Source organism: Shewanella sp. QJM3NY_23 (assembly GCF_056173105.1).
On the sequence record NZ_CM149657.1, the window covers coordinates 3876134 to 3900621 of the forward strand.

General features: G+C 47.7%; 23 protein-coding genes and 1 pseudogene. 18 read left to right on the forward strand and 6 right to left on the reverse strand.

Going from position 1 to position 24488, the window contains the following annotated elements; translation table 11 throughout:
* Position 1 precedes the first annotated feature (1 nt).
* From AC0VXX_RS17080 to mutM, 6 genes are all read left to right on the forward strand, one after another.
* Complete coding sequence (locus AC0VXX_RS17080; protein WP_475515247.1) at positions 2 to 721, forward strand: ABC transporter ATP-binding protein; 720 nt, start codon at positions 2 to 4, stop codon at positions 719 to 721.
* Complete coding sequence (mobA, locus tag AC0VXX_RS17085) at positions 705 to 1301, forward strand: molybdenum cofactor guanylyltransferase MobA (RefSeq protein WP_475515248.1); 597 nt, start codon at positions 705 to 707, stop codon at positions 1299 to 1301. Before AC0VXX_RS17080 ends, mobA begins: the two co-directional genes overlap by 17 nt.
* Positions 1302 to 1309: 8 nt before the next feature.
* Positions 1310 to 3115: a bifunctional molybdopterin-guanine dinucleotide biosynthesis adaptor protein MobB/molybdopterin molybdotransferase MoeA gene (locus AC0VXX_RS17090; protein ID WP_475515249.1), complete on the forward strand. Its 1806-nt coding sequence runs from the start codon at positions 1310 to 1312 to the stop codon at positions 3113 to 3115.
* A 66-nt stretch (positions 3116 to 3181) separates the two neighbouring features.
* Positions 3182 to 4168, forward strand: coding sequence for a GTP 3',8-cyclase MoaA (moaA, locus tag AC0VXX_RS17095; protein ID WP_475515250.1), 987 nt, complete (start codon positions 3182 to 3184; stop codon positions 4166 to 4168).
* An 82-nt stretch (positions 4169 to 4250) separates the two neighbouring features.
* The gene (locus AC0VXX_RS17100; protein ID WP_475515251.1) at positions 4251 to 4703 is read left to right on the forward strand and encodes a hypothetical protein; all 453 of its coding nucleotides are present in this window, start codon (positions 4251 to 4253) and stop codon (positions 4701 to 4703) included.
* Between the two features lie 8 nt (positions 4704 to 4711).
* A complete protein-coding gene (gene mutM / locus AC0VXX_RS17105) occupies positions 4712 to 5527 on the forward strand; it encodes a bifunctional DNA-formamidopyrimidine glycosylase/DNA-(apurinic or apyrimidinic site) lyase (RefSeq protein ID WP_110458386.1) in 816 nt (271 codons plus the stop codon).
* Between the two features lie 61 nt (positions 5528 to 5588).
* Here mutM and AC0VXX_RS17110 read toward each other — a convergent pair.
* Positions 5589 to 7097: pseudogene (locus AC0VXX_RS17110) on the reverse strand (capsule assembly Wzi family protein).
* A gap of 10 nt (positions 7098 to 7107) precedes the next feature.
* Positions 7108 to 7584 (reverse strand): pantetheine-phosphate adenylyltransferase, encoded by a 477-nt coding sequence (gene coaD / locus AC0VXX_RS17115; RefSeq protein ID WP_475515252.1) that lies wholly within the window; start codon positions 7582 to 7584, stop codon positions 7108 to 7110.
* Positions 7585 to 7945: 361 nt separating this feature from the next.
* On the opposite strand from coaD, the gene AC0VXX_RS17120 reads away from it, so the two are divergent.
* From AC0VXX_RS17120 to AC0VXX_RS17140, 5 genes are read left to right on the forward strand one after another with little or no spacing between them, the layout of a single operon-like run.
* Positions 7946 to 8962 (forward strand): glycosyltransferase family 9 protein, encoded by a 1017-nt coding sequence (locus tag AC0VXX_RS17120; RefSeq protein ID WP_475515253.1) that lies wholly within the window; start codon positions 7946 to 7948, stop codon positions 8960 to 8962.
* Between the two features lie 60 nt (positions 8963 to 9022).
* Positions 9023 to 9976, forward strand: a complete 954-nt coding sequence (gene rfaD / locus AC0VXX_RS17125; RefSeq protein ID WP_475515254.1) for an ADP-glyceromanno-heptose 6-epimerase — start codon at positions 9023 to 9025, stop codon at positions 9974 to 9976.
* 40 nt (positions 9977 to 10016) lie between these two features.
* Complete coding sequence (locus tag AC0VXX_RS17130; protein WP_475515255.1) at positions 10017 to 10865, forward strand: glycosyltransferase; 849 nt, start codon at positions 10017 to 10019, stop codon at positions 10863 to 10865.
* Between the two features lie 18 nt (positions 10866 to 10883).
* On the forward strand, positions 10884 to 11660 hold the full coding sequence (locus AC0VXX_RS17135; protein WP_475515256.1) for a glycosyltransferase family 25 protein: 777 nt from the start codon (positions 10884 to 10886) through the stop codon (positions 11658 to 11660).
* 8 nt (positions 11661 to 11668) lie between these two features.
* Positions 11669 to 12805: a glycosyltransferase family 9 protein gene (locus AC0VXX_RS17140; protein ID WP_475515257.1), complete on the forward strand. Its 1137-nt coding sequence runs from the start codon at positions 11669 to 11671 to the stop codon at positions 12803 to 12805.
* A 157-nt stretch (positions 12806 to 12962) separates the two neighbouring features.
* On the opposite strand, the gene AC0VXX_RS17145 is transcribed toward AC0VXX_RS17140, so the two are convergent.
* From AC0VXX_RS17145 to AC0VXX_RS17155, 3 genes are all read right to left on the reverse strand, one after another.
* On the reverse strand, positions 12963 to 14069 hold the full coding sequence (locus AC0VXX_RS17145) for a glycosyltransferase (protein WP_475517065.1): 1107 nt from the start codon (positions 14067 to 14069) through the stop codon (positions 12963 to 12965).
* Complete coding sequence (locus AC0VXX_RS17150) at positions 14066 to 15142, reverse strand: hypothetical protein (protein ID WP_475515258.1); 1077 nt, start codon at positions 15140 to 15142, stop codon at positions 14066 to 14068. Before AC0VXX_RS17150 ends, AC0VXX_RS17145 begins: the two co-directional genes overlap by 4 nt.
* A 112-nt stretch (positions 15143 to 15254) precedes the next feature.
* On the reverse strand, positions 15255 to 16298 hold the full coding sequence (locus tag AC0VXX_RS17155) for a glycosyltransferase family 9 protein (protein ID WP_475515259.1): 1044 nt from the start codon (positions 16296 to 16298) through the stop codon (positions 15255 to 15257).
* Between the two features lie 462 nt (positions 16299 to 16760).
* On the opposite strand from AC0VXX_RS17155, the gene AC0VXX_RS17160 reads away from it, so the two are divergent.
* A complete protein-coding gene (locus AC0VXX_RS17160; protein ID WP_475515260.1) occupies positions 16761 to 17486 on the forward strand; it encodes a 3-deoxy-D-manno-octulosonic acid kinase in 726 nt (241 codons plus the stop codon).
* A 76-nt stretch (positions 17487 to 17562) separates the two neighbouring features.
* Here AC0VXX_RS17160 and waaA read toward each other — a convergent pair whose 3' ends face one another.
* Positions 17563 to 18828, reverse strand: a complete 1266-nt coding sequence (gene waaA, locus AC0VXX_RS17165; protein WP_475515261.1) for a lipid IV(A) 3-deoxy-D-manno-octulosonic acid transferase — start codon at positions 18826 to 18828, stop codon at positions 17563 to 17565.
* A gap of 167 nt (positions 18829 to 18995) precedes the next feature.
* On the opposite strand from waaA, the gene AC0VXX_RS17170 reads away from it, so the two are divergent.
* The 6 genes from AC0VXX_RS17170 to glpG all read left to right on the forward strand — a co-directional run bounded on the left by AC0VXX_RS17170 (position 18996) and on the right by glpG (position 24481).
* Positions 18996 to 19655, forward strand: a complete 660-nt coding sequence (locus tag AC0VXX_RS17170) for a TetR/AcrR family transcriptional regulator (protein WP_475515262.1) — start codon at positions 18996 to 18998, stop codon at positions 19653 to 19655.
* A 177-nt stretch (positions 19656 to 19832) separates the two neighbouring features.
* On the forward strand, positions 19833 to 20486 hold the full coding sequence (locus AC0VXX_RS17175) for a TetR/AcrR family transcriptional regulator (RefSeq protein ID WP_475515263.1): 654 nt from the start codon (positions 19833 to 19835) through the stop codon (positions 20484 to 20486).
* A 432-nt stretch (positions 20487 to 20918) separates the two neighbouring features.
* The gene (locus tag AC0VXX_RS17180; protein WP_475515264.1) at positions 20919 to 22115 is read left to right on the forward strand and encodes a glycine C-acetyltransferase; all 1197 of its coding nucleotides are present in this window, start codon (positions 20919 to 20921) and stop codon (positions 22113 to 22115) included.
* 90 nt (positions 22116 to 22205) lie between these two features.
* A complete protein-coding gene (gene tdh / locus AC0VXX_RS17185) occupies positions 22206 to 23231 on the forward strand; it encodes an L-threonine 3-dehydrogenase (protein ID WP_475515265.1) in 1026 nt (341 codons plus the stop codon).
* Between the two features lie 88 nt (positions 23232 to 23319).
* Positions 23320 to 23625 carry a thiosulfate sulfurtransferase GlpE gene (gene glpE, locus AC0VXX_RS17190; protein ID WP_475515266.1) on the forward strand — a complete coding sequence of 102 codons (306 nt, stop codon included), beginning with the start codon at positions 23320 to 23322 and terminating at the stop codon, positions 23623 to 23625.
* 19 nt (positions 23626 to 23644) lie between these two features.
* A complete protein-coding gene (glpG, locus tag AC0VXX_RS17195; protein ID WP_475515267.1) occupies positions 23645 to 24481 on the forward strand; it encodes a rhomboid family intramembrane serine protease GlpG in 837 nt (278 codons plus the stop codon).
* Positions 24482 to 24488: the final 7 nt, after the last annotated feature.

The following is a 24488-nucleotide window of genomic DNA, read 5'->3' on the forward strand; positions in this document are numbered from 1 at the left end:
TATGGTTAAAGTAACGGCCAGTAATATCGAAATGCGTTTTGGTAGTCGCCTGCTATATCGTTTCGATAACCTCAGCATTACCCAGCAGCAAACCGTACACCTGCAAGGTGATAACGGTTCGGGTAAAACCACCTTAATGAAGCTGTTTGCCGGCTTACAAGCCCCGACCAGTGGCAACCTACAGGCCCACGGATTTCCATCATCGCCTTGGTGGCGCCGCAACCCTTTGCTAGGCAAAGCCGTGTATTTACACCAGCACCCTTACCTGTTCGATGGCAACGTTGCCTATAACCTTAATTATGTGCAACCCTTTTGCGAGCTCTCGACTCAAGAGATACAGCAGCGAACACGCACCGCCGTCGAAATGGCACAATTAGGCCCCCTCATGCAACAGCAAGCTGCAAGCCTATCTGGTGGCGAGCGTCAGCGCTTGGCGATTGCACGCGCTTGGGTCATGCGGCCGAAATTATTGATGTTAGATGAACCCACCTCTAACATGGACAAACTGTCACAGCAATTAGTATTGACCATGATAAGTGACCTAAAAACACAGGGAACAGGTATGCTTATCAGTAGTCATCAAAGCTGTTCACTCACCAGCCTGTGTGAACAAAGTTGGCAAATAGAACAGCAACAGATTATTGCTACCGATGCAGCAGCATCGCCCATTGTGGGACTCAACCAACATAAGCAGGAATTACACTATGTCACAGCAAATTGATGCGGTGATCCTTGCCGGCGGCATGGCAAGACGTATGGGCGGTAACGATAAAGGTTTGGTCGAACTCAATGGCCAACCTATGATCAAGCACGCCATTGACAGGATAAAACCTCAAGTTAAGGAGATCCTGATCAACGCAAATCGTAACCAAAATCGGTATGCTGAATTTGGTTTCAAAGTATTAAGCGATGAAGACTCTGGCTATCTTGGCCCCTTGGCAGGCATGATCACCGCACTAGGCCATACCTTGGCCGATTATCTATTAGTGGTGCCTTGCGATTGCCCTTTGTTACCCCAGGATTTAGCGGCAAGAATGCTAGCGGCTATTGACGCTCAGCAGGCCGACATGGCCGTGGCCAGTGACGGCAAACGTGAACAACCCGTGGTGTTACTGATCAAGCCTGAGCTACGCAGTTCGATGAAGGCATTTTTAGATGCTGGCGAGCGTAAAATTGATGTCTGGTACGCTCAACATAACTGTGCGGTTTGCGATTTTTCTGACCAGCCCAATGCCTTTGTCAACGTCAACACGCCAGAACAAAAACAACAGCTTTCTGAGGCAATAGCCCAATCAATTTAGAGGTCTACATGAGCATAGCGTTTAATAATCCCCTGTCGGTGCCCGTTCTCGGATTTTGTGCTTATAGCGGTACAGGCAAAACCACCTTGCTGAAAAAACTGATCCCAGAACTTAATCGTCGTGGGATCCGCCTAGCGGTGATTAAGCATGCTCATCACGATTTTGACGTCGACATTCCCGGTAAAGACAGTTACGAGATGCGTAAAGCCGGTGCACGCCAGATGCTGGTTGCTTCCCATGTACGCTGGGCATTGATGACTGAAGACTTGGTGGCCGATGCGCCAGAGTTACCGCACCTGCTTAAGCAGATTGAACAGGACAAAATAGATATCGTCTTGGTCGAAGGCTTTAAAAAATTGGCCTTACCGAAAATCGAACTGCACCGCGCCGCTCACGGCAAACCCTTTATCCATACTCACGACACTAATATTCAAGCGATCGCCTGTTGCGATGACACCCAGCTGCCATCAGATCTGCAGCGACTGGATATTAATAACGTCGCACAGATCGCCAATTTTGTTATCCAATATGCAAAAAACTGGACACCATCAACCACCCAGGTGCCGCTACAAGCCGCGCCTGAGTGTGGCTGCGAAATGGACAGCAGCAACAGCCTATCTGTCAGACAAGGCGTGGATAATATCCTCTCTTTCGTTAAGCCCGTGACGCAAGTCGAGTCTGTAGCCCTCGATGATTGCAGCAATCGGGTATTGGCCGAAGATGCGATTTCGCCCGTCGATGTGCCGCAGCAGACCAACTCGGCAATGGACGGTTACGCTTTTAAATATAGCGACCCTATGTTGAGCCAATACCAGATTGTTGCCGATGTAATGGCGGGACACAGTTATCAAGGCCGCTTAAATGACGGTGAAGCGGTGCGTATTATGACTGGCGCACCAGTACCAGAGGGCGCTGACACTGTACAGATGAAAGAGTTGGCCGATGATCAAGGTGATAAGGTAAGCTTTAGCGGTAATATCACCTTAGGGCAACACGTACGTCAAGCCGGTGAAGATATCGCCAAGGGTCGCACGGCTCTGGCCGCTGGGCACCGCCTACAAGCGGCCCATCAAGGCATGCTAGCGTCATTAGGTTTTGGCCAGCTGGCAGTGCACCGCAAACCACGAGTGGCGGTTTTTTCTACCGGTGACGAGGTCTGCCAGCCGGGTGAACCATTAAAGCCCAACTGCATTTACGACGCTAACCGCTTCACCATTAAATCTATGCTCAAACAGTTAGGCTGTGAGGTGATAGACCTCGGGATCATTCACGATTCAGAAGCGGCCTTGGTGGAAGCGCTGCAAGGCGCGGCGCAACAAGCCGATGCCGTGATCAGCTCTGGCGGCGTGTCGGTCGGAGATGCAGACTTTATTAAACTCGCCTTAGCCAAAGTAGGTCAAATTAACTTTTGGCGTATCAATATGCGCCCAGGTCGCCCACTGGCCTTTGGTCAAATTGGCGACTGCCTATTCTTTGGGTTACCCGGCAATCCGGTGGCCGTGATGGTCTCTTTCATGCAGTTTGTCCAACCTGCACTGCGCAAGTTAGCTGGCGAGTCAGCTTGGGCTCCCACACTGCTACCCGCCATCGCCGATTGCCAGCTACGCAGCCGTATCGGACGCACCGAATTTAGCCGCGGCGTGTATCACTTAGGCGTCGATGGCAAGCTGCATGTTAGCAGCACGGGGGCTCAAGGCTCTGGGATGCTCAGCTCTATGGTCAAGGGCAACTGCCTTATCGTCATCGGCGAGCAGGATGAACAACTCGCCCCTGGCGACACTGTGTATATTCAGCCTTTTGCCGACCTGTTATAAGCGGTCATTATTTTAGCCGGGCCAGTGGGTATCCAGCGCACCACTGGCCGTTGTAGGTGATCTTGTATGAGTTTGATTGTTGATACCTTTGGCCGCACCGTCGAGTATTTACGCCTTTCGGTCACGGACAGGTGTGATTTTCGCTGCGTCTACTGCATGAGCGAAGATCCCTGCTTTCTCGATAGAGAGCAGGTGCTTAGCCTCGAAGAGCTGGCCTGGGTTGGCCAAGCCTTTACCGAACTTGGGGTCAAAAAAATTCGCCTCACGGGCGGAGAGCCTTTAGTGAGAAGCGATTGCGATCAATTAGTGAGCCTGCTGGGTAAGTTACCCGGGCTGCAAGAGCTGTCGATGACCACCAATGGCTCAAGGCTGACTAAATTTGCCGACAAGATGCATCAATCTGGCTTAAATAGGCTCAATATCAGCCTCGACACCCTTAAACCTGAACGTTTTACTGAGCTGACGCGCAAGGGAAAACTGGATCGGGTGATCGCGGGCATCGATGCGGCTAAGGCGGCAGGCTTTAAGCGGATCAAGGTCAACGCGGTGATCCTGCGGGGCCAAAATGATGATGAGGTGCTCGACTTAATCGAGTTTTGCCGCGCGCGCGAACTGGATATTGCCTTTATCGAAGAGATGCCTTTGGGCATTATCGACGAACGTAAACAGAGCCGTCATTGCAGCAGTGACGAGGTGAAAGCCATCATAGAGCAGCGTTACCCGCTGATGCTGTCTAACAAACGTACCGGCGGGCCGGCGCGCTATTACACCATGGCAGGCAGTGCTATCCATGTGGGCTTTATCTCACCGCACAGCAATAACTTTTGCCATGAGTGTAACCGCGTCAGGGTGACGGTTGAGGGACGTTTACTGCTGTGTTTAGGCAATGAAAACTCGGTCGACCTTAAGGCGATTGTACGTCAATACCCTGGAGATATAAGCCGGCTAAAGCAGGCGATTATCGCCGCCATTAAGCTCAAACCTAAAGAGCACCATTTTGGCGGCGAGGATGATACGCAAATCCTGCGTTTTATGAATACCACCGGCGGCTAATGACCCGCTTAAGATAATGCCCTAGTGCTTTTTCGATGATAAACTCATTATCTGTATCGATAACAATTGAGTTAAAGCAACGATGGCATTATCTCGTAAAAAGTGGAATAACATCATTATCTTCGCCTCGGTGGCTATGGTGGCAATTCTCACCTTTTTAGATCGTGAGACCCCTTCGCTCCCCGATGACGCTCAGCCGCTATTTGATAAAGCCGCGCCGTTACATCAATTGCAATATGATGATGTGTGGTTGAGCCAAGGTGGATTTTCATGGCAATGTACGCCGCAGATCCTCAATTGCAGTCAATGGGCCGATGCCTGGAGCTCGATTTTAGTCTCACCTATCAACAAACTGATCCCGCCAGAATCGACACCCCATGAACTGGTGATTCAAATTACCAATATTGCTACGCCGCAGGTGTGGGTCATCTATCCCGAGGAGGGCCTGCTGAAATCGCCCGCAGGCAATTGGTATCAAATTCCTCCCAGTTTACGTGGCGCACTGGTGCCCATCATTAACGCTAGCCCAAAATAGAGAATACCATGCCTGAATTACCCGAAGTGGAAGTGACTCGCCAAGGCATTACGCCGCACCTTATCGACCAGCAGGTTACCGCACTCATTGTACGTAACCCGTCGCTGCGTTGGCCCGTGCCTGATATTGCCCAGCAAATTGTGGGGCAGACCATACGCCATATCCGTCGCCGCGCCAAATACCTGCTAATCGACACCGACGCAGGCACCACGATTGTCCACTTAGGCATGTCTGGCAGCTTAAGGATCGTCTCTCGCTCGACCAAGGTTGAAAAACATGATCATATCGACTTAGTCATGGCCAGCGGCAAAATATTACGTTTTAACGACCCAAGGCGTTTCGGCGCTTGGCTATGGTGTGAGCTGCCTGAAGCTGCGCACCCTTTATTGTCTAAACTTGGCCCCGAGCCGCTACAAAGCGAATTTAATGTCGATTATTTAGCGCAAGCCTTGGCGGGTAAGAAAAAGGCGATAAAACTGTGCCTAATGGATAATCATATCGTGGTGGGGGTCGGTAATATTTATGCCAATGAAGCCCTATTTGCCGCCGGTATTCATCCGCAAACCGAAGCAGGGCGAATCGATAATGAACGCCTGACACTGCTGGTAGCTGAGGTAAAACAGATCCTCGCCAATGCCATTAAACAGGGCGGCACCACACTAAAAGATTTTACCAATGCCGAGGGTAAACCCGGTTATTTCGCCCAAAAATTGCATGTGTATGGTCGCGGCGGTGATACCTGTACCCAATGCGGTAACCTGTTAAGCGAGATTAAGTTAGGCCAAAGAGCCACGGTCTTTTGTGGTCTGTGCCAGCGCCGTTAAGGACGAAACACAAAAAAGGCTGACACACTGTCAGCCTTTTTATTACCACCAGCAACCTAGATTAAAAACGATACTCATAGGTGCCAAACAAAGTCGCATTGGTGTCGTTGTCGGCGGTATCAAACTTCGACTGTGATACCGTCCCCCCCACACTCATCATGCCTTGCCAAAGGGGTAGACGATAGCTTAATTCAAGCATGAGTAGATCTTCTTTGGGCGGCTGCGGCGCCCACTCACCACCACGGTTAACACCGTCATTGTTAAGCTGGGCGTAACGTACTACCGACGTTAAACCATGACTATTGGCAAATTGACCAATCAACCCGAGTACATAAACCTTGGCATCGCTATCATAGGTACTGCCTAATGAACGGCCATAGTAACGAGAGCCACTTTGGTAAGTACTGTGTTCATAAAAACAGTTAAACGCATTTTGATTTTCACCGCAGGCGACCATGGTATCTGAATATTCAAAAAACAGCTTATATTGCTGATGGTCAAAATCGAGGCGGCTATCGACCCCCAGTAGCTTGGCGCAATCGGCTAAGTCCCACGGCATCGGGCCGCTAGAATCTTCACAGGTACGCTCTAAATAGATGCCCACAGGAATATCAAACCAAGTATCGGCATAACGAATATCGAAACCCGCCATTTGGTTGCCGATTTTGCTTTGCAGCGCAGGATCGCAACTTGGCTCACCATTGACACAGGTGGTATTACCGGCAATTGCATCCCACAAGGTAGACAAACCACACTCTTGCCCATCACCACAAAACATAGTGGTTCACGACAGGCCCATCTCGAGTTGGCGCAGCGGCCTGATGCTACCTCGCATATTCCATAACAAGGGGTTAGCAACCGCACGCTCCTCTTCGAGCTCACTAATGCCAGTGGTCAAGGTCCATGGCCCTATCCAAGAGAGCCAAGGCGTTGCAAATGCCGCAGCGTTATTACGGCTGATCATCACCGAAGGAACGGGACGAGCATTGTTTGACTTGTGTAGCGCCGAGTCAAACCCAGGTCCCCACCACTGCTCTATCGCGCCTGCAGTGATCATCCAGTTGCCAAGCGCCATGGCAACATAACTACCATCGAGACGAAACTCCTCTTCATCGAGTGGATCAAGAGTGGCGGTTGCGGCAAGCTTAAAGGCAAAACGCTCGCCCATATATTCATGGCTCGCCTGTAACTCAGCTTCTTCACGATAATCAGAGCCAAAGTGTTGGAACCTTGCGGCATCAGAGGCTGCCACCGCTTTGATGCTGGTGTTACCCCGGTTACCTACTGCGTTATTGTAATAAAAATTAACCCGCGCAAATGCGTCCGCCAAGGCTGGGCTTAACTTAGACGGCTCAATGTTATTCAAATCGACGCCAATCCCTGACCACATAAGCGGATAAGTATTAACAGGTACCGTTATCACCCCCGCATCGGCCAGCGCCTGAATATCGGCACGTAGGTAAATATCCGACACATCCACCCAAGGCGCACTGTGTACGACTGAGGCCAATAGCAGGCTGCTAGCCACCGCTGCGGCGGCGAAATAAGCTTTGAGTTTATCGATGATCATAACGAACGGTTTAATCCTTTTTTTCAAGCGCTTTGCTCACTGCGGGGTGAACAAACTGACTGACATCGCCACCATGCAATGCCACCTCTTTTACTAATGTCGATGAGATGAATGAATTCTCTTCGGCGGGGGTTAAAAACACACTTTCTAAATCGGCACTGAGACGTCGATTCATATTGGCTAGCTGAAATTCATATTCAAAATCGGACACGGCTCGCAAGCCACGCACCAAGACACTGGCCCGCTGCGCTTTGGCAAAATCAACTAATAGCCCACTAAAACCAACCACTTCGACATTATCCAAATGAGCGGTCACTAACTTCACTAGCTCGACACGTTCGGCCAAAGTAAAGCGCGGCTGCTTAGAAGGATTAGCGGCAATACCGATAACTACATGCTTAAATAGCTTGGCGGCCCGCTCTATGAGATCGGCATGGCCATTAGTGATAGGGTCAAATGTTCCAGGGTAAATCGCTTTCGTGTGCATAATGAACTCACTTTAGCTCACACCGTAATGGCGCATAGTGTAACGATTTTATCCGCTAGAATGAACCAATCTTTTTGAGCTGTATCTCCAGCAAATTGAGACCTCACGCGTTCATGGTTACCACTGCAATCACTAGCTTAAAATCCCGACATCAATACCAAACAGATTAAGCTAACTTAATCAATTTCCCTGAATAAACTTAGATCACGCCTGCATATCTAGTGCTTAAAACGCAGATCAAAGCCGTTATAATTGTTATACTGCTGCAAATTTTATCCTGTCGCAGGCGGTTCGAGAGTGATAATCACGAACAAGACTGGGCTTCGCTTGACGTAATAAACTGTAGTTGGTTGATTTTTATATGATAAAAAGAGTATTGCTGATAAAACACGACAAGATTGGGGACTTTGTCCTCACTTGGCCGTCTTTGTATCTGCTTAAAACGGCATTACCCCAAGCCAGTATTGAAGTGTTTGTCTCGCCTGCAGTCAAAACCTTTGCCCAAGCGTGCCCTTATATTGACCATGTCATCGTCGATAATGGCGACGACGCCGCCATAAGCCAACAATTTGCCGAGCGCCAATATGATGCGATTTTGGTTTCATTATCAGAGTTGCGCACCTATAAGCTGATCCGCCATTTAGATGTGCCTTACAAGCTGGCTCCTAAGCACGCTTGGTTTCAGTATCTCTATCGTCATAGAGCCAATGTCACCTACCGTAAAGATGAGCCCTGCTGGCGTGGCAGCTGCATGCTTGTAGAACACTTTTTACGTCATCACGGCTGCCCTATCCCTGCACTGCCCAAGCAATATTGGGACATGAGTCAACACAGACAGAAATGGCAGCAATATTATGGTCAACAAGGTAATGAGTTATTAATTTTTGCTCATGCTGGCACTGGAGGCTCTTCTGGCGCTTTAGCGCCAGCAGATTTTGCCGCCCTGCTACGTAAGGTAAATCAGCAGACTCAGCGAGATTGCAAGTTTGTTCTCACCTTTAGTGGTGACGAAGAGGTGCTGGCGCAAAGCATTTATGACAACTTACGTCAGGATGACATTAAAGTGGTGATGGCTAAGCCACTGCCCAGCTTGGCCGACTTTGCTGAGTCCATCGTCGCGGCGGATATGTTTATCGCAGGCTCAACCGGTCCCTTGCATCTAGCCGGCTTACATGACGTACCCACTGTGGGTTTTTATGCGGGTAGACGCTCAGCACCCAAGATACGTTGGCAAACGTTAACTCAAAGCCACAAACGTTTAGCGTTTACCCCACCGGTAGGCAAGCGAACTGGCCGTAATATGGCGCTGATAGATTTTGATGCCGCCGCCAACGAAATCGCGGCTTTTTTAGATACTCATTACGCGGATCAGCAATAAGCAATCGAGCTTCATCATTGCGCTTATCCTTAGATTTGCTAAAAAATTTGGAAGAATAATATGATAGTAGTGACAGGTGCAGCAGGATTTATTGGTAGTAACTTAGTCAAGGCCCTCAACGACATGGGCCGCAGCGATATTATCGCGGTGGACGATCTAACCGATGGCACAAAAATGTTCAATCTGGCCGATTGTGAAATTGCCGATTATCTCGATAAAGATGATTTTCTTGCCAAAATAACCAGTGGCATGTTCGACAACCAACTCGAAGTTATTTTTCATCAAGGTGCGTGCTCTTCTACCACAGAGTGGGATGGCAAGTTTATGATGACCAATAATTATGAGTATTCTAAGCTGTTAATGCACTTTAGTACCCAAAATAACTGCCAGTTTATTTATGCCTCATCGGCATCGGTTTATGGCGGCAGTGACAAGTTTATCGAGCAGCGTGAGTTAGAAAAACCACTTAACGTTTATGCCTATTCTAAGTTTTTATTCGACCAATATGTGAGAAGACAAAACTTTAATACCCAAGTCGCTGGCCTACGTTACTTCAACGTTTACGGACCTCGCGAGCAACACAAGGGTGGCATGGCCAGCGTGGCTTTTCATTTTAATAATCAGATTAATGCTAACGGTATTTGCCGCCTGTTCGAAGGCATCGATGGTTACGACAATGGTGAGCAATTACGTGATTTCGTCTATGTTGAAGATGTCGTCAAAGTTAACTTGTGGTTATGGCAAAACCCCAGTATTTCAGGTGTATACAACTGCGGTACCGGCCAAGCCCAGAGCTTTAATGATGTCGCCAACGCCGTTATCGACTATCACGCTAAAGGCCAAATTGAGTACATCCCCTTCCCCGATAAGTTAAAAGGCGCCTATCAGAGTTATACCCAAGCCGATTTGACTCAACTGCGGGCGGCGGGCTACACCGACGCATTTAAGACCGTTGAGCAGGCCGTGCCTGAATACTTAAACTGGCTTAAAACACAGCATTTCATTGGCCAATGACCTGCCAGTTCACCGTACCTAATTCTTCAACATGGACACAATGATGAAAAAAGCTATTTTCACTCTTGCTATTGGCGATGAAAATCCGATGTATCGTGCGGCGTTACTGAGCTTCGAACAGTACGCCAAAAAAGTCGGTGCCGATCTCATTGTTTCAAAAGAGCTGCATTATCCGATCACGATTAGCGAACCTAAACATACTGCAAGCCCTGCATGGACAGAAAAGCTCTATATTAAAGAGCTACTTAAAGAATATGATCGGGTTTTATATGTCGATGCCGACATCATTATCACTCCAGATGCTAACAATATTTTTGAGGTGTACGATGACCTCGAAACCCTGTATCTGTTTAATGAAGGTGAGTTACTCGAACGCCAACCGGTTATTGATAAAATTACCCACATCATGGGTGACCTACCCAATTGGCCTCAGGTAAATCAACGCCCTGTGTACTACAACTTAGGCTGCATGCTGATCTCAAAGCAGTGCCCTTTATTTGAAATTGCACAGTTAGATGATTTACAAAAAATATGTAATCACATTAAGTATTACGAGCAAACCTATGTTAACTATCTTATTCATAGAGATAATTTAAAGCATCAAAGCATTTCTGCCGAATTTAACAGAATGGATGTATTAGGTCTCGATGGTTACAAGCAGGCTAGCTTTATTCATTATGCTGGACGAGGATATACCAACTCATCGCTAAAGCGCGAAGTAAGGTTTATCAATGACTTCTGTGAACTGTTCGACCAGCATCTTGATAGCGAAACGCTAGCAGATCTGCAACAAGCAGGATGGCAGCTGTTTATCGATAAAGCGCATAAACGCTATAAATTGCCCAAACCAATTATCAATGCGCTAGCTAAAAGCTTCGTCACCATATAACGAATAAGACAGATCATCATGCTGAAATACAAAGTATTTGTGATTAACTTGGCTCGCTCGCCAGAACGTATGGCTCGTATAAGCCAGCAGTTAGCAGACGCCAACGTCCCCTTTGAGCGCATCGAAGGAGTCGATGGTAATTTGCTCTCAGATGCCGAAATTGAACAAGTATCACCGGCCGCTTTAGTTAAAAAGCATTATTACAGAGCATTGAATAAGGGCGAAGTCGGCTGCAGTTTAAGCCATAAAAAAGCCTGGCAACAGATAGTCGATGACCAATTGGATTTCGCTTTTATTTTAGAAGATGATATCGATCTTGAAAGCAACTTTGCCGACGTAGTCGAGCTGATGGCTGGGCTACCTACCGCCAATTGGGACTTTATTAAACTGTATCCATTGCGCAAAGGAAGTCCCAAAAATATTCGTCAATCGGTCACTTATAATCAGCACCAGTTTATTAGCTACCATAAGTTTCCTCTCAGCGCGGTAGCGCAGGTGATTAGCCATCAAGGGGCGACAACACTATTGCAGCATATGCCCTATGTGGTACAACCGGTTGACGGGCATTTAAAGTCTTGGTGGACATTAGGTATCTATCCATTTGGTTTAATTCCTTATTGTGTCTCGGTCGATTTACAAGGACAATCAGATATTAATCCAATGGGTGGGCTAGAGAAATTACCACAACGTCGTCTGCATAAATTGTATTTAAATTGGCAACGAGCCTTTATGCGACTGGTGTCAACGCCCAAATTAGATAACGCTTTTAGCTTATTTAGTAAGAGCCTGAAGTAAGGATTTATGTGGCAGCTTTAATTAATCACTCAACCTTACAGGGCGCTAAGCGCCTTTTATATATGACGCACCTTGCCATTGGGGACTTTGTGTACCAAGGTGTGTGGTTACGCGCTTTAAAAGCAAAATACCCACATTTAATCATAGATATTTGGTTTGATGATTGCCGCACTAAACCCCATGACTGGGCTACTGGACGTAATAAGATTTTAGGAGAGTGGATTGAGGCTATTGGTGACTTTAATGAAACCTACCCCATTGTCAGCAACCTAGATGAACGCCAAGCGGCCATCAAACGAGCCCAAGATAAGCATTACGATGCGATCGTCTTTATTGGTAAAAATAGACCCGAGCAATTTGCCAAAATTGCTCGGCAAATTTCACCAACCTCCACCATAGTGGCCTCCAAAAGTGGCAGCCTTATCCGTACGATTAAAGGCTACCAACACTTTAAAAAGCTAGATGCGACCTTTAACTACGATAAGCTTGCCAACAATAGCCAACATGTAACCGATCTTTACCGTCAGTGCTTTAACATCGCCTTGGGATTGGAAACCAAAGATCTGCTTGATGGCAAAACCCAGCTTAGTATCGATATCAAACCTCAATACCGCGACAGTGTAAAACCGCTGATTACAGCGTTAACAGATAACGATCCTAATAAGTTAGTGGTGTTTATCAACCACCTCTCTACCGCAACCAAAAAAGACTACCCTTGGGAGCAAGTCAAAGCCCTGCTGCTGCAACTCAATCACCAATATAACAACCTGGTCTTTGTCATTAATACTCCGCCGGATCAATTACACGCAGTCAAAGATGTGATTAGTCAAGATGCAGCTTTGAAGCCATTGCCCATACTCACCTTCACAGCACTTGATAACTTTTTCGAACTACCCGCATTGATTGGTCTGTGCGATATCGTGATAAGTGTCGACACGGCAACGGCGCATTTAGCCGTTTGTATGGGCAAACCACAAGTGACTATCATGGCGAGCGATTTTAAGCTGTGGCAACCTTTGGGCGATAGCCTAGTTTTAGAGGGCACGGGTAAGGCTAGAACGGTGACGCCAGAGCAAGTTTGCAAGGCGTTTGCATGCCAAATAGAAACTCATTTTAACCGCACTAGCAAGTATCAGCCCCGTTAACCCACTGGTCACTAAACACAGCAGTAGAGCGTCACAGTGCAAAGTGATGTTCTACTGTCTCACTGAGCTTAATCGCATGCATTATTTGGCGATTCTGGATGACCAGAGTGCAGGACGATAATGATTACCCCCTCCGCTAGAGGGATCATGAGTTTAATTAGTCTGACTCAGATTGCACATCACACAGGGTCAAGTAAGCCTGAGTTATCTCAGCTATTGCCACACGATCAAACATATCAATATGAGTAATATCGGGATAAGCCGTTAATGCGGCGTCCATGGCTTGGCTCAACGCCACAGCATCTCGTCTCGGCACCAGATATTGGGCTAACCCCTGAGTTAATATTTCATCGGGCCCATGAGGGCAGCGAGTACTCACCACTGGCGTGTTACAAACAAGCCCTTCGAGCAGCACATTACCAAACCCCTCATAATCAGAACTCAGCACCAGTAATTTGGCTTGCTTTATCCAAGGGAACGGGTTGGCCTGAAAACCGGGGCAGATCACTCGCTCGGCGACACCATGCTTTTTAGCCAATTTAAGCGCCTTTTTCGGATTATTACATAATAGGACTAACGGCAATGGCTGGCGCATCCTGGCTAAGGCTTTAAATAAAATATCGTGACGTTTCTGCTTAGCCACTCGTCCGACATGGATAAGATAATCGCCTTGAGGAATGTCGCTATTCTCCTCGTCGGCTCGCGCACGGATCTGCGCAATATCAAACGGATTGTAGATGGTACGAATTGAGGCGGGGCTCACTCGCTTTGATTGCACTATTTCACGCTCAATCCCTTTGGACACAGTCACCAAGTGCTGACCATTAAGCGCTTTTTTGGCTCGTAGCATATTAAAATAAGCCAAGGGACCTAGCTTTAATTGCCGGGTTAACTCCTCTTCAATCGAGTTATGGATCACGCAGTAGAGCGGAGTGATGTTTGCTTTGGTAAACAATAAGTTGGTTTTATCTAAATTGGATAAAAACAGATCGAATTGACCAAACTGCTCGACAAGGCCCTCAACCCATTGCTGCACTTGCGCCACAGAGTGACGCTGGCGCCATACACTATCGATCTGTTTCTGCTCTGGCGAGAAACAAAAATGCACCGGAATATCGTCAGGTAACTCGTAGTCACAATTAGGCGTCAGTACTAGGAGGTGAGGCTCATGGCCTAGTTTTTTGAGCTGAGCTGCAAGGGTTAATACGATTTTTTCTGCTCCGCCACCCGCTAAACTGTCGATGGCGATGCCGATACGTTTCATTTGCACAAAGGTTGTCCTAATAAGCGGGAAATTTCAGCCATACAAATGTCTAACCCTTTAGCCTCTGCTACTTGCTGCATCTGCTGGGTTAATTGCTTGGCGGTATCCTCTTGCAGTAATCGCATTATCTGCTCACTCATTGACGCAACTTCGGGCTCACAGCCAAGCGCCAAGTGTTTTGCTGTGCACTGCTTAATACGACTGGGCTGATCTTTCGACACCGCCACGGCTAGCGTCGGGACTCTTAATGCAATGGCTTGCAACAAGGTATCCCCCCCACTCAATACCGCCGCCTTAGCGCCATCAAGTAAATTAATAAAATCGTCAGTATTAAGCTGCTTAATGGCGATAACCCCCTCAAACTCGGGTAAGGCTTTGGGGTAATTAGGACCAAACACCATCAAACTTGGCACGCCAGTTTGCTTAAACACCGCCTGCGCAGCCTGCGCAAATAGATCGGCGGCTAACCCACCTTTCAACTTATGCCCACCGGAACCGGCACTGTAGAGCAGATACTGCTTAGGGTTAACCTGATAGTGCTGCTGCAAAGCCGCTTGCTCGGCTTGAGTAGGGTTAGCAAAGATTGAACCAGTAAAAATAGGCTGCTCACGTTTAATTAGATTAAGCTTGAGCTTATCCAACCAATTAATATCGCCAATCACAAATTCAGGTTGAACGACCCAATGACTGTCGGTCACCAATGCGCGCTCAATTCTCATACCTCGGGCGCGCTTGCGGCGATGCTGGCTGATAAACACCACTTTTGCCCCATGTAAATTGGCGTGTTTAAGCTGGGCTTTGCGACCCGACGCATCAAAAATTACCACATCGGGCTTAAATTGCGTGATCAACTGATTGACGGCGGTGATATGTTTTGTCGGTGTGTCATCGACTAAATGGGCGCGATAAGGGCAAGACTGAGCATATGGAGCATGACTATTAAGCACAAATTCAACTTGGGCATTAGGCCAGCGTTTACACACCTCATCGGCGACAATTTTTGAGCGCATATACTCTCCAATTCCCTCTTCGGAGGAAACTGGGACAAACAGAAATTTTGGCGCTATCGACATTCACTCTATCCCTATTGCTTCACCACGTAAGCAACCCTTAAGATGCTGGATACCTATTTGTTATTGCCCGCTGCAACTTACCTAAGTAAGCACAGTGCTCGTCAGTTTACCATTAGTGACTTAATCGTTGCGAGAGCTGATTAAAGCGAGCAAGCACGCTCTCGACACTAATCATCTGCATCAGCTGGGCGCCTTTTGCCCGAGTCCCCCAAGCCACATCCCCCGATGTTTGTGCCTTGACGGCTTCATCATAAACACTCACAACTAAATCTAAGCAAGTATAGGGGCCTGTGCGCCCAGGATTAGAGTGCGCATACAAACCGATCACTGGAGTGCCTTGAGTGACAGCCATGTGAGCAGGGCCGGTGTCGGGCGCAAGAACCATGGAGGCCTGTTTGAGTACGGCCAATAATTGCGTTAAAGAGGTGCGCCCGACTTGATTGTCTAACTCATGCTGGGCAAAGCCTTGAATTGCACTGGCGAGCTCCTGCTCTAACGCTGTAGGTCCGCCGCACAATATGACGTGATAACCTTGCGCGACCGCATAATCGGCAACCGCGGCATAACGTTCTGGTAGCCAATTACGCTCGGCTTTACTGGCTGCAGGGCAGATAACTAAGGTGCTTTGGCCGCTGGGGATCAAATTTTGTGCAAATTCAGTATCAGAGGCTGGGACTGGAATATTCCACGATGGCTGTAAATCGGTTACCCCTAAAGCTTTAGCAAACCCCATAAAACCGTCTAACACATGGGGAGTCGCTAACGGCGCAACCCGCCGATTGGTCACCAACCATTGGCCCTCTTTAGCCCTAGCGCGATCGAATCCCAAACGGTATTTTGCGGTAATGGCCAATGAAGCAATCGTTGCCCGCAGCGCCACCTGCATATGCAACAACACATCAAAATGCTGCCTTGCTAAGGCACGCTTAAGATTAAGATAACTTCGCCAGCCTTGTGACTTATCGAACACCACAAACTGCACCCCAGGTAGATGCTTAAGTAATTGATATTCTACCTTGCCTATCACCCAAGTGATCTCTAGATGAGGATATTGGCGTTGGATCGCCTGCACCATGGCTACGGCATGACAAACATCGCCAATGGCCGATAAACGAAGCAAACATAAAGAGTGGGCGGACTGTAAATTTAAGCTCATAAGATTTCAGGGTTCACTGGGATTAATAGCCGTTAAAGATCCGCAACGAGTTTAATGTAGAATGCCGCTAGGTTCCATGTTTAGCCCCCTAAAACAGGGTAAATAGCCTTAAGCGCTATTCCTGCCCTGTCGCCAAAAGATCCAAGGGCTCGCATTGGTAGGCTCCCCCAGACGGCAAGAGTATGGCGGCGCACAAAAATAGCGTCGCAGTTATTATCTGAAATCGGGCCTAAATATCCTGACAAATACCCACTGATGATGTTCTCTATCAAGCTCACAATTAAACGCACCACCTGACTTGCAGCAACCTAGGCGGGCAATCGCTTGAACAAGCTATGGTAGAAGAATATCAACACTGTGATTCAAGCACTTAAACAGTCGGTGAAACAGTTCTGCTCGACGCTGAAGATCAGTTACAATTAAGCCATTCGCTTAATGTCATCAGGGTTAGCTTGTAATTTTATGCAAATCAAACGTACCGACGCCGGTTATATCGCCTTTTGTGAGCCAGAACTTAAACCCATCACACCCGATTGGTTTACCTTTGACTATTGGCAGGATCTGGGTGACATCACAGGATCTTCAACTGGCCGTTACACCACTTGGTTTGTCGACCCACAACATATTACCCGCCACAAGAATGCTCAGTGGGTGCTTCGCCACTACTACCGCGGCGGCGTGATGGCTAAATTTAGCCGAGACAGCTACCTGTATACCGGACTCAAGCGCACCCGTGCTATCGCCGAACTGGCATTACTCGAACAGTTATTTAGCGAAGGCTTTGCGGTACCTAAACCGGTCGCGGCGCAAATTCAGCGTCACGGTATGCATTATCGCGGTGATATCATTATTGAACGCATCGAAGGCGCACAAGACTTAGTGGCTCAGTTATCTCATGCTTCCATGACAGACGCCCAGTGGCAAGCCTTGGGTAAGCTTATCGCCACATTCCACCAGCGCGGGGTTTACCACGCCGATCTTAATGCCAAAAACATCTTAATCGGCAATGACAACTTCACCTTGATTGATTTCGACCGCGGTGAGCTGCGCACGCCCTCGCCCAAATGGCAGCAGGCTAATCTAGATCGCTTATTACGCTCATTTAACAAAGAGAAAACTAAACTCGCCACACTGCATTTTAACGACCACAATTGGCAGCAGTTAATGGCAGGCTATTCACAAGCATAAACTAAGGGCATTACGCACAAGCTGATAAAGATAAATAGACGTTAACATGCCTCGGTACTCGACAAGTGATGCAGCATTACTGGTCGAGCAAACCACACGCCAGTGCAAATTGGGCAGCAAGCGCACCTTTATTGTCTTCCACCACTTTAAGTCCGGCCTCCCTAGCAAGCAGATACGCCTCTTTGTCATCAAATTTATCCACTAATTGTAGTGACAAGTCCTCGGCCGATTTCACCACAGATAAGGCACCTGCTTCTTGTAGCATGAGCGCTATTTCGGCGAAGTCCCTGAAATTGGGCCCCACGTAAACAGGCAGTCCCATGGCAGCAGGTTCGAGCGGATTATGGCCACCATTTTCAATAAGCGTGCCCCCGACAAAAGCTTGGTCTGCGGCGCCATAGAAACTGAGTAGTTCTCCCATTGTATCGCCCAGCAACACTTGGGTATCGGCATCAACCTTGTCTGCTTGGCTGCGACGCGCCAGCGTTAATCCCGCAGTTTTAACTCGACTTGCTGCAGCCTCAAACTGCTCAGGGTGCCTTGGCACCATGACCAACAGCGCATGAGGAAAGCGGATCAATACATTTTTATGCGCCGATAAAATGGCGTCAAACTCCCCCGGATGCACGCTGCCAGCAACCCATACTGGCGTCTCGAGGCGCTGCCACTCGCTGCGCAGCTGCCTTGCCTTGGCAATATGCTGCTCACCTATGGTGAGATCGAATTTCAAGCTACCTGTCACCTCAATTTTGCTGGCCGGCACCCCCAAGGCGATAAAACGCTCTGCGGTTGGGGTCGACTGCGCCGCTATCACATCTAAGGCCTGCAACATAGGGCTCACCAGTTTAGGCCGCTGCTGATATTGCTTGGCCGACTTGGCAGATAAACGTGCATTGGCCAACATCAACTTTACGCCACGTTGTTTGGCCTGATGCAGTAAGTTAGGCCAAAGCTCGGTTTCCATAATAATGCACTGTTGAGGCTGAACTTGGTTGAGAAAGCGAGCCACACATAGCGGCAGGTCAAAAGGGAGGTAGCAATGTTGCACTCGGTCGCCAAACGCCTTAATGACCTCAGCCGACCCTGTTGGACTGGTCGTCGTAACGGTAAGAGTCAGATGCGGATACTGGGTCATTATTTTATTAATCAAAGGGATGGCTGCGAGGGTTTCTCCCATCGACACCGAATGGACTAATAGATCGGTAGCCTGTAAACGACTTAAGCCAAAACGCTCTGCCCAGCGGCTTCGATAAGCGGGACTTTTTACAGCGCGAAACGTCAAATAAAGCAGCAGTAAAGGAGAAAGCAGATATAACAGAGTTGAATATAAGATTCGATTCATAAAAGTGTGCGCTTGATTGCATTTTGTTTGCTTAGTTGCCGTAATACTAACATAAGCGCAGTTAACAGAGACATTTAGGACGTTTACATGTGCTAACAACCCCATTTTCGATAGGCCTCCTATTTGGGTAAGATAAATAACTCCCCTCCCATAACAGCGGTAATAGCATGAAAACCAGTGAAAAAATTGTCCACGCCAGCTTAAAATTATTCAACACTAAGGGCGAACGGCGTATTACTACTAACCATATTGCGGCGCATTTAGGTATTAGCCCTGGTAACCTCTATTATCATTTTAAGAATAAAGAAGACATCATTCGCTCTATATTCAGCCTTTATGAAGCACACCTTCACGCGGGATTTCAGCCCTATGCACATAAGCATGTCAGTGTAGAACTACTCATTGGCTATTTCGATACCATGTTTGACATCCTATGGCGTTTCCGATTTATGTACACCAACTTGACCTATATCTTGAGCAGCGACGAGGCATTACTGCAGCGCTATCTGCAAGTTCAGCAATTGGCACTTGATCGCTCAAGTAATATTTTGTGGCAGCTAAAACGCGATGGTCTGCTGGATGTCGACGATGATAAGATCATGCCGCTAGCCGATACCATGAGAATGGTTGCCTGTTTCTGGATTGGCTATAAACAGACCCACTCCTCCTCTATTGCAATCACCAAAACTTGCCTGTATGAAGGCATACTTAGAGTGATCATGATTTTTAAGGCACACGCGACACCTATCTCTATAGCGACCTTTAACCGCTTAGAGGAACACTACCAAACGCTACATAGCCTGCAAGCTGCTAAGCATTCTAGTTAGGCTGACAGCTAGACAACGAGAATGATCTCGCATAGCCACTGGTCAGATTAGCCACCAATTGACTTTTATTAAGGGCATGTTTACCTTTTCAATTTCCATGTTAATGTGTGATGTATGATCAATAGCCCATTAGATAGCGATTGAGCACAACTCTTAACTGCCACATTTAGGATCTGCATGAAAACCCGCGATAAAATTGTCCATGCCAGCTTAGAACTCTTTAATGAGCACGGCGAAAGAAGCATAACTACAAACCATATTGCCGCGCATTTAGGGATCAGCCCAGGTAACCTCTATTATCACTTTCGCAATAAAGAAGACATTATTCGCTCTATCTTCACCCTATACCAGCAACACCTTGAATCAGGCTTTCAGCCCTATCAAGACAAAAAAGTGGATGTTGACCTATTAATTGGCTATTTCGATGCCCTATTTTATACCCTGTGGCAGTTCCGCTTTATGTACTCTAACTTGGTGATCATTTTAGGCCGCGACCCAGAACTTAATAAGCAATACACCCAAATCCAAGAACTGGTGCTAGCACGAGCGAGCAACATTTTAAACAAACTAAAACAAGACGGCGTGCTAAATATCGAGGATAGGGATATCACCCCATTGGCTGACACCATTAGAATGGTCGCTTGCTTCTGGATAAGTAACCGCCTTACCCACTCTGAAACCACCATAATCACCAAGACTTCACTGTACGAGGGCCTGCTTAGGGTATTAATGCTTTTTAGAGCCTACGCCAGTGATAACGCTAAGCCCACCTTTATGCGACTGGAGCAACATTACCAGACGCTTGCACAAACCGAACAACAAGCAGATTAAGCGCCAAACGGTGGTCACTCGCCCTAAATGGTTTGACCCCACATGACCCACAGTTAACATTGTTGTCTATGTGACATTTCACATTACTTTTTGTTATGCAAAAGTTGTGATTGCACTAGCTAAGTTAATGACAAAAAAAAGAGTGTGGCGCCAAGCCCATTTAAGGTTAGAATTCGGCCAACCTATCGCTTAGCGTAGTTGCTGTTCGCCGTGTTCATTTGTCAATAATGCGGTCACTATGGCAGTAAATATGGGGTAATTCACCCAAGATATTGACGGCCGAGTGACGGATTTAAACAACATATATGCCACGACTCCGGCAATAAAAACGCTTCCTAACGGATGCGGTTTCGCTCATTCATTACCTAAGTCGGCTCGATGAATCAAGCGTAAATGATAACAATAAAATTATCCCCAAGAAGGAGACCTCCTGTGACCAAAACCTCATTCTACGACCAAATTAATCAACAGCTTGTTGAAGTCAAAGCCGAAGGCTTATACAAAAGCGAGCGTGTCATCGCCTCTCCTCAACAAACATCAATCGAAGTCAATGGCAGCGAAGTGATGAATTTCTGCGCCAACAACTATCTCGGCCTTGCCAACCACCCTGAGCTTATCGCCGCGGCGCAGCAAGGATTAAACGATCACGGTTTTGGTATGGCATCGGTGCGCTTTATTTGCGGCACACAAGATATCCACAAGCAGCTTGAGGCCAGCCTAAGTGAATTCCTCGGCATGGAAGATACCATTCTTTACTCTTCTTGCTTCGACGCTAACGCCGGCTTGTTCGAAACCCTATTGGGCGCCGAAGACGCTATTGTGTCCGATGCGCTTAACCACGCGTCCATTATCGATGGAGTCCGCTTATGTAAGGCCAAGCGTTTTCGCTATGCCAACAATGATATGGCCGATTTAGAAACACAGCTTAAGGCTGCCAAAGCAGCAGGAGCGCGCCACATTCTTATCGCCACCGATGGCGTATTTTCCATGGATGGGGTTATTGCAAACCTCAAAAGTGTGTGCGACCTTGCCGACCAGTATGGCGCACTCGTCATGGTCGATGATTCTCATGCCGTGGGCTTCATTGGCCAAAATGGCCGTGGCACACACGAATATTGTGATGTGATGGACAGAGTGGACATCATCACTGGCACCTTAGGTAAGGCATTAGGTGGCGCATCGGGCGGATTTACTGCGGGCAAAAAAGAGGTCATCGACTGGTTACGTCAGCGTTCACGCCCATATCTGTTTTCTAACTCTTTAGCGCCAGCCATTGTAACCGCATCGATCCATGTCCTTGAAATGCTCAAATCTGGCCAAGCACTGCGTGAAGCCGTGTGGGAGAACAGCCGTTATTTCCGCGAAAAAATGACTGCTGCCGGCTTTACCTTAGGCGGTGCCGATCACGCCATCATCCCTGTGATGATTGGTGATGCTAAGTTAGCGGGCGATTTTGCCAACCGATTACTCGAAGAGCACATTTACGTCGTTGGCTTCTCATTCCCTGTGGTACCGAAAGGCCAAGCGCGTATTCGCACCCAAATGTCTGCCGCCCACAGCCGTGAGCAGTTAGATCGCGCCATCGATGCCTTTACCCGTATCGGTAAAGAGATGGGCATTATCGGCTAATATAAAACCAAAGGGACTACATTGTGTTGTAGCCCTTATTGAATGACATTTTTTACTGACCGCTAGGGTGAGTCAGTCATAGGGTGGAACATGAAAGCACTAAGCAAATTAAAGCCTGAAGAAGGCATCTGGATGGTCGATGCGCCAAAACCTGAAGTTGGCCATAACGATCTACTGATTAAAATTCGTAAAACTGCCATCTGTGGCACCGACGTACATATTTATAACTGGGACGAATGGTCACAAAATACCATCCCAGTCCCTATGGTAGTGGGTCACGAATATGTAGGTGAAGTGGTTGAGATTGGCCAAGAGGTACGTGGCTTTTCCATTGGCGATAGAGTATCGGGTGAAGGCCATATAACCTGCGGACATTGCCGTAATTGCCGCGCAGGTCGTACTCACTTGTGTCGTAACACTTCAGGTGTTGGGGTTAACCGTGAAGGGGCCTTTGCAGAGTATCTGGTGATCCCAGCTTTTAATGCTTTTAAGATCCCTGATGATATTTCTGATGATTTAGCCTCTATCTTTGATCCCTTTGGTAACGCAGTACATACCGCATTGTCATTCGATCTGGTAGGTGAAGATGTCTTAATCACCGGAGCGGGTCCTATCGGCATTATGGCGGCAGCCGTATGTCGCCATGTCGGTGCGCGTCACGTGGTGATCACCGATGTTAACGAATACCGCCTTGAGTTAGCGAAAAAGATGGGCGCCACTCGCGCCGTTAACGTCGCGACCGAAAAACTCGAAGATGTGATGCACGAACTTGGCATGACCGAAGGTTTCGATGTGGGGCTGGAGATGTCGGGGGTTCCTGCGGCGTTCCACTCAATGCTCGATACCATGAACCATGGCGGTAAAGTTGCTATGCTGGGTATTCCTGGTGGAGAGATGGCAATCGATTGGAGCAAAGTGATCTTTAAAGGATTAATTATCAAAGGCATATACGGTCGTGAAATGTTTGAAACCTGGTACAAGATGGCCAGCCTGATCCAGTCGGGTTTAGATATTTCGCCCATTATTACCCACCACTTCAATGTCGATGATTTCCAAGCGGGCTTTGACGCCATGCGCTCTGGTCAATCTGGTAAAGTGATCCTTAGCTGGGATTAACTCGGTATAATTGAGCTAGTAGGAGGCTGTTCAGCTGCAGCCTCCTATCACACACTCACCAATAATTATTGATTTCTACAGGTTTACTATGTCAGCTTTTAAACACTTAAGCGTTAATCAACTGCTGCAAATGCAACAAGAAAACAGTCCGCTCCAGATAGTCGATATTCGCGACAATGCTAGTTTCGAGGCTGGACACATTGCAGACGCAACCAACCTGACTAACGACAATCTTGCAGCCTATATTGCTGAAGCCGATATGGATCAGCCCTTGGTGGTGGTTTGCTATCATGGCATTAGTAGCCAAAATGCCGCAAACTATTTACACGAACAAGGCTTCGATGACGTATATAGCCTAGATGGCGGCTTTCAAGCGTGGCGCGAAGCGAACTAACCTCAGTGAGAAGATGCTAATGCTAGAAATTGGTCGCTTACCCAACGCACGTGCCGCACAGGCACTTATCGACTATTTAAAAGGTCAAGGTGTAAGCTGCCAACTATCCTACGATGAACAAGATGTTATCGTCTCTGTCGAGCGCGAACAGGACTATGCTCCAGCCCGCGCCGAGTATGAGCAATTTATTCAACATCCCCATGATGATAAATACCTGCAGGCTTCTTGGGATAATGGCAGCCCAGCAACAAAATTAGATTATGGTGCACCTAGCTTACAACTGCTAAGCCAATTTATTTCTGGCGCAGGACCACTCACGCTAGGCATTATTGCCATTTGTGCCGTGATCTATTTAGGCTTTAATATTGGCTTTGCCAATGTGCTATTTGAGCACCTGTCATTCTTTGGCGCCGTCCCCAATAGTGGCTTTGAGCAAGTATGGCGCGTCTTTACTCCCAGCCTGATGCACTTTTCAGCCATGCATATCTTGTTTAATTTACTCTGGTGGTGGTATTTAGGCGGTAAAATCGAAAACAAGCTCGGCGTAGCGCCATTGTTTATCATACTGTTAGTCGCCGGAACCCTACCCAATATTGTGCAGTATTTTATTACTGGCCCTAACTTTGGCGGCCTTTCTGGCGTCGTCTATGCGGTAGTTGGCTACACTTGGGTGATGGGCGTTAAACGCCCTGAAGCTGGCATAGGTCTGCCACCCGCCTATATTGTCTTTATGCTACTCTGGCTAGTACTAGGCTTTACCGATATGTTTGGACTCTCGATAGCCAACGGTGCCCATATTGGCGGATTGATTGTTGGAGTTATTCAGGGCTTTATCGACAGTAGAAAACGCACCTAGGCGCTAG

Bases quoted from the DNA above. Each gene is read 5' to 3' on its own strand.
- AC0VXX_RS17135 (WP_475515256.1), top strand. From the start codon at position 10,884: ATGCTGAAATACAAAGTATTTGTGATTAACTTGGCTCGCTCGCCAGAA.
- coaD (WP_475515252.1), bottom strand. From the start codon at position 7,584: ATGCACACGAAAGCGATTTACCCTGGAACATTTGACCCTATCACTAAT.
- waaA (WP_475515261.1), bottom strand. From the start codon at position 18,828: ATGAATCGAATCTTATATTCAACTCTGTTATATCTGCTTTCTCCTTTA.
- tdh (WP_475515265.1), top strand. From the start codon at position 22,206: ATGAAAGCACTAAGCAAATTAAAGCCTGAAGAAGGCATCTGGATGGTC.
- mutM (WP_110458386.1), top strand. From the start codon at position 4,712: ATGCCTGAATTACCCGAAGTGGAAGTGACTCGCCAAGGCATTACGCCG.
- AC0VXX_RS17150 (WP_475515258.1), bottom strand. From the start codon at position 15,142: ATGTCGATAGCGCCAAAATTTCTGTTTGTCCCAGTTTCCTCCGAAGAG.
- AC0VXX_RS17130 (WP_475515255.1), top strand. From the start codon at position 10,017: ATGATGAAAAAAGCTATTTTCACTCTTGCTATTGGCGATGAAAATCCG.
- AC0VXX_RS17145 (WP_475517065.1), bottom strand. From the start codon at position 14,069: ATGAAACGTATCGGCATCGCCATCGACAGTTTAGCGGGTGGCGGAGCA.
- AC0VXX_RS17090 (WP_475515249.1), top strand. From the start codon at position 1,310: ATGAGCATAGCGTTTAATAATCCCCTGTCGGTGCCCGTTCTCGGATTT.
- AC0VXX_RS17120 (WP_475515253.1), top strand. From the start codon at position 7,946: ATGATAAAAAGAGTATTGCTGATAAAACACGACAAGATTGGGGACTTT.
- mobA (WP_475515248.1), top strand. From the start codon at position 705: ATGTCACAGCAAATTGATGCGGTGATCCTTGCCGGCGGCATGGCAAGA.
- AC0VXX_RS17100 (WP_475515251.1), top strand. From the start codon at position 4,251: ATGGCATTATCTCGTAAAAAGTGGAATAACATCATTATCTTCGCCTCG.
- AC0VXX_RS17160 (WP_475515260.1), top strand. From the start codon at position 16,761: ATGCAAATCAAACGTACCGACGCCGGTTATATCGCCTTTTGTGAGCCA.
- AC0VXX_RS17155 (WP_475515259.1), bottom strand. From the start codon at position 16,298: ATGAGCTTAAATTTACAGTCCGCCCACTCTTTATGTTTGCTTCGTTTA.
- glpG (WP_475515267.1), top strand. From the start codon at position 23,645: ATGCTAGAAATTGGTCGCTTACCCAACGCACGTGCCGCACAGGCACTT.
- AC0VXX_RS17175 (WP_475515263.1), top strand. From the start codon at position 19,833: ATGAAAACCCGCGATAAAATTGTCCATGCCAGCTTAGAACTCTTTAAT.
- moaA (WP_475515250.1), top strand. From the start codon at position 3,182: ATGAGTTTGATTGTTGATACCTTTGGCCGCACCGTCGAGTATTTACGC.
- AC0VXX_RS17080 (WP_475515247.1), top strand. From the start codon at position 2: ATGGTTAAAGTAACGGCCAGTAATATCGAAATGCGTTTTGGTAGTCGC.
- AC0VXX_RS17170 (WP_475515262.1), top strand. From the start codon at position 18,996: ATGAAAACCAGTGAAAAAATTGTCCACGCCAGCTTAAAATTATTCAAC.
- glpE (WP_475515266.1), top strand. From the start codon at position 23,320: ATGTCAGCTTTTAAACACTTAAGCGTTAATCAACTGCTGCAAATGCAA.
- rfaD (WP_475515254.1), top strand. From the start codon at position 9,023: ATGATAGTAGTGACAGGTGCAGCAGGATTTATTGGTAGTAACTTAGTC.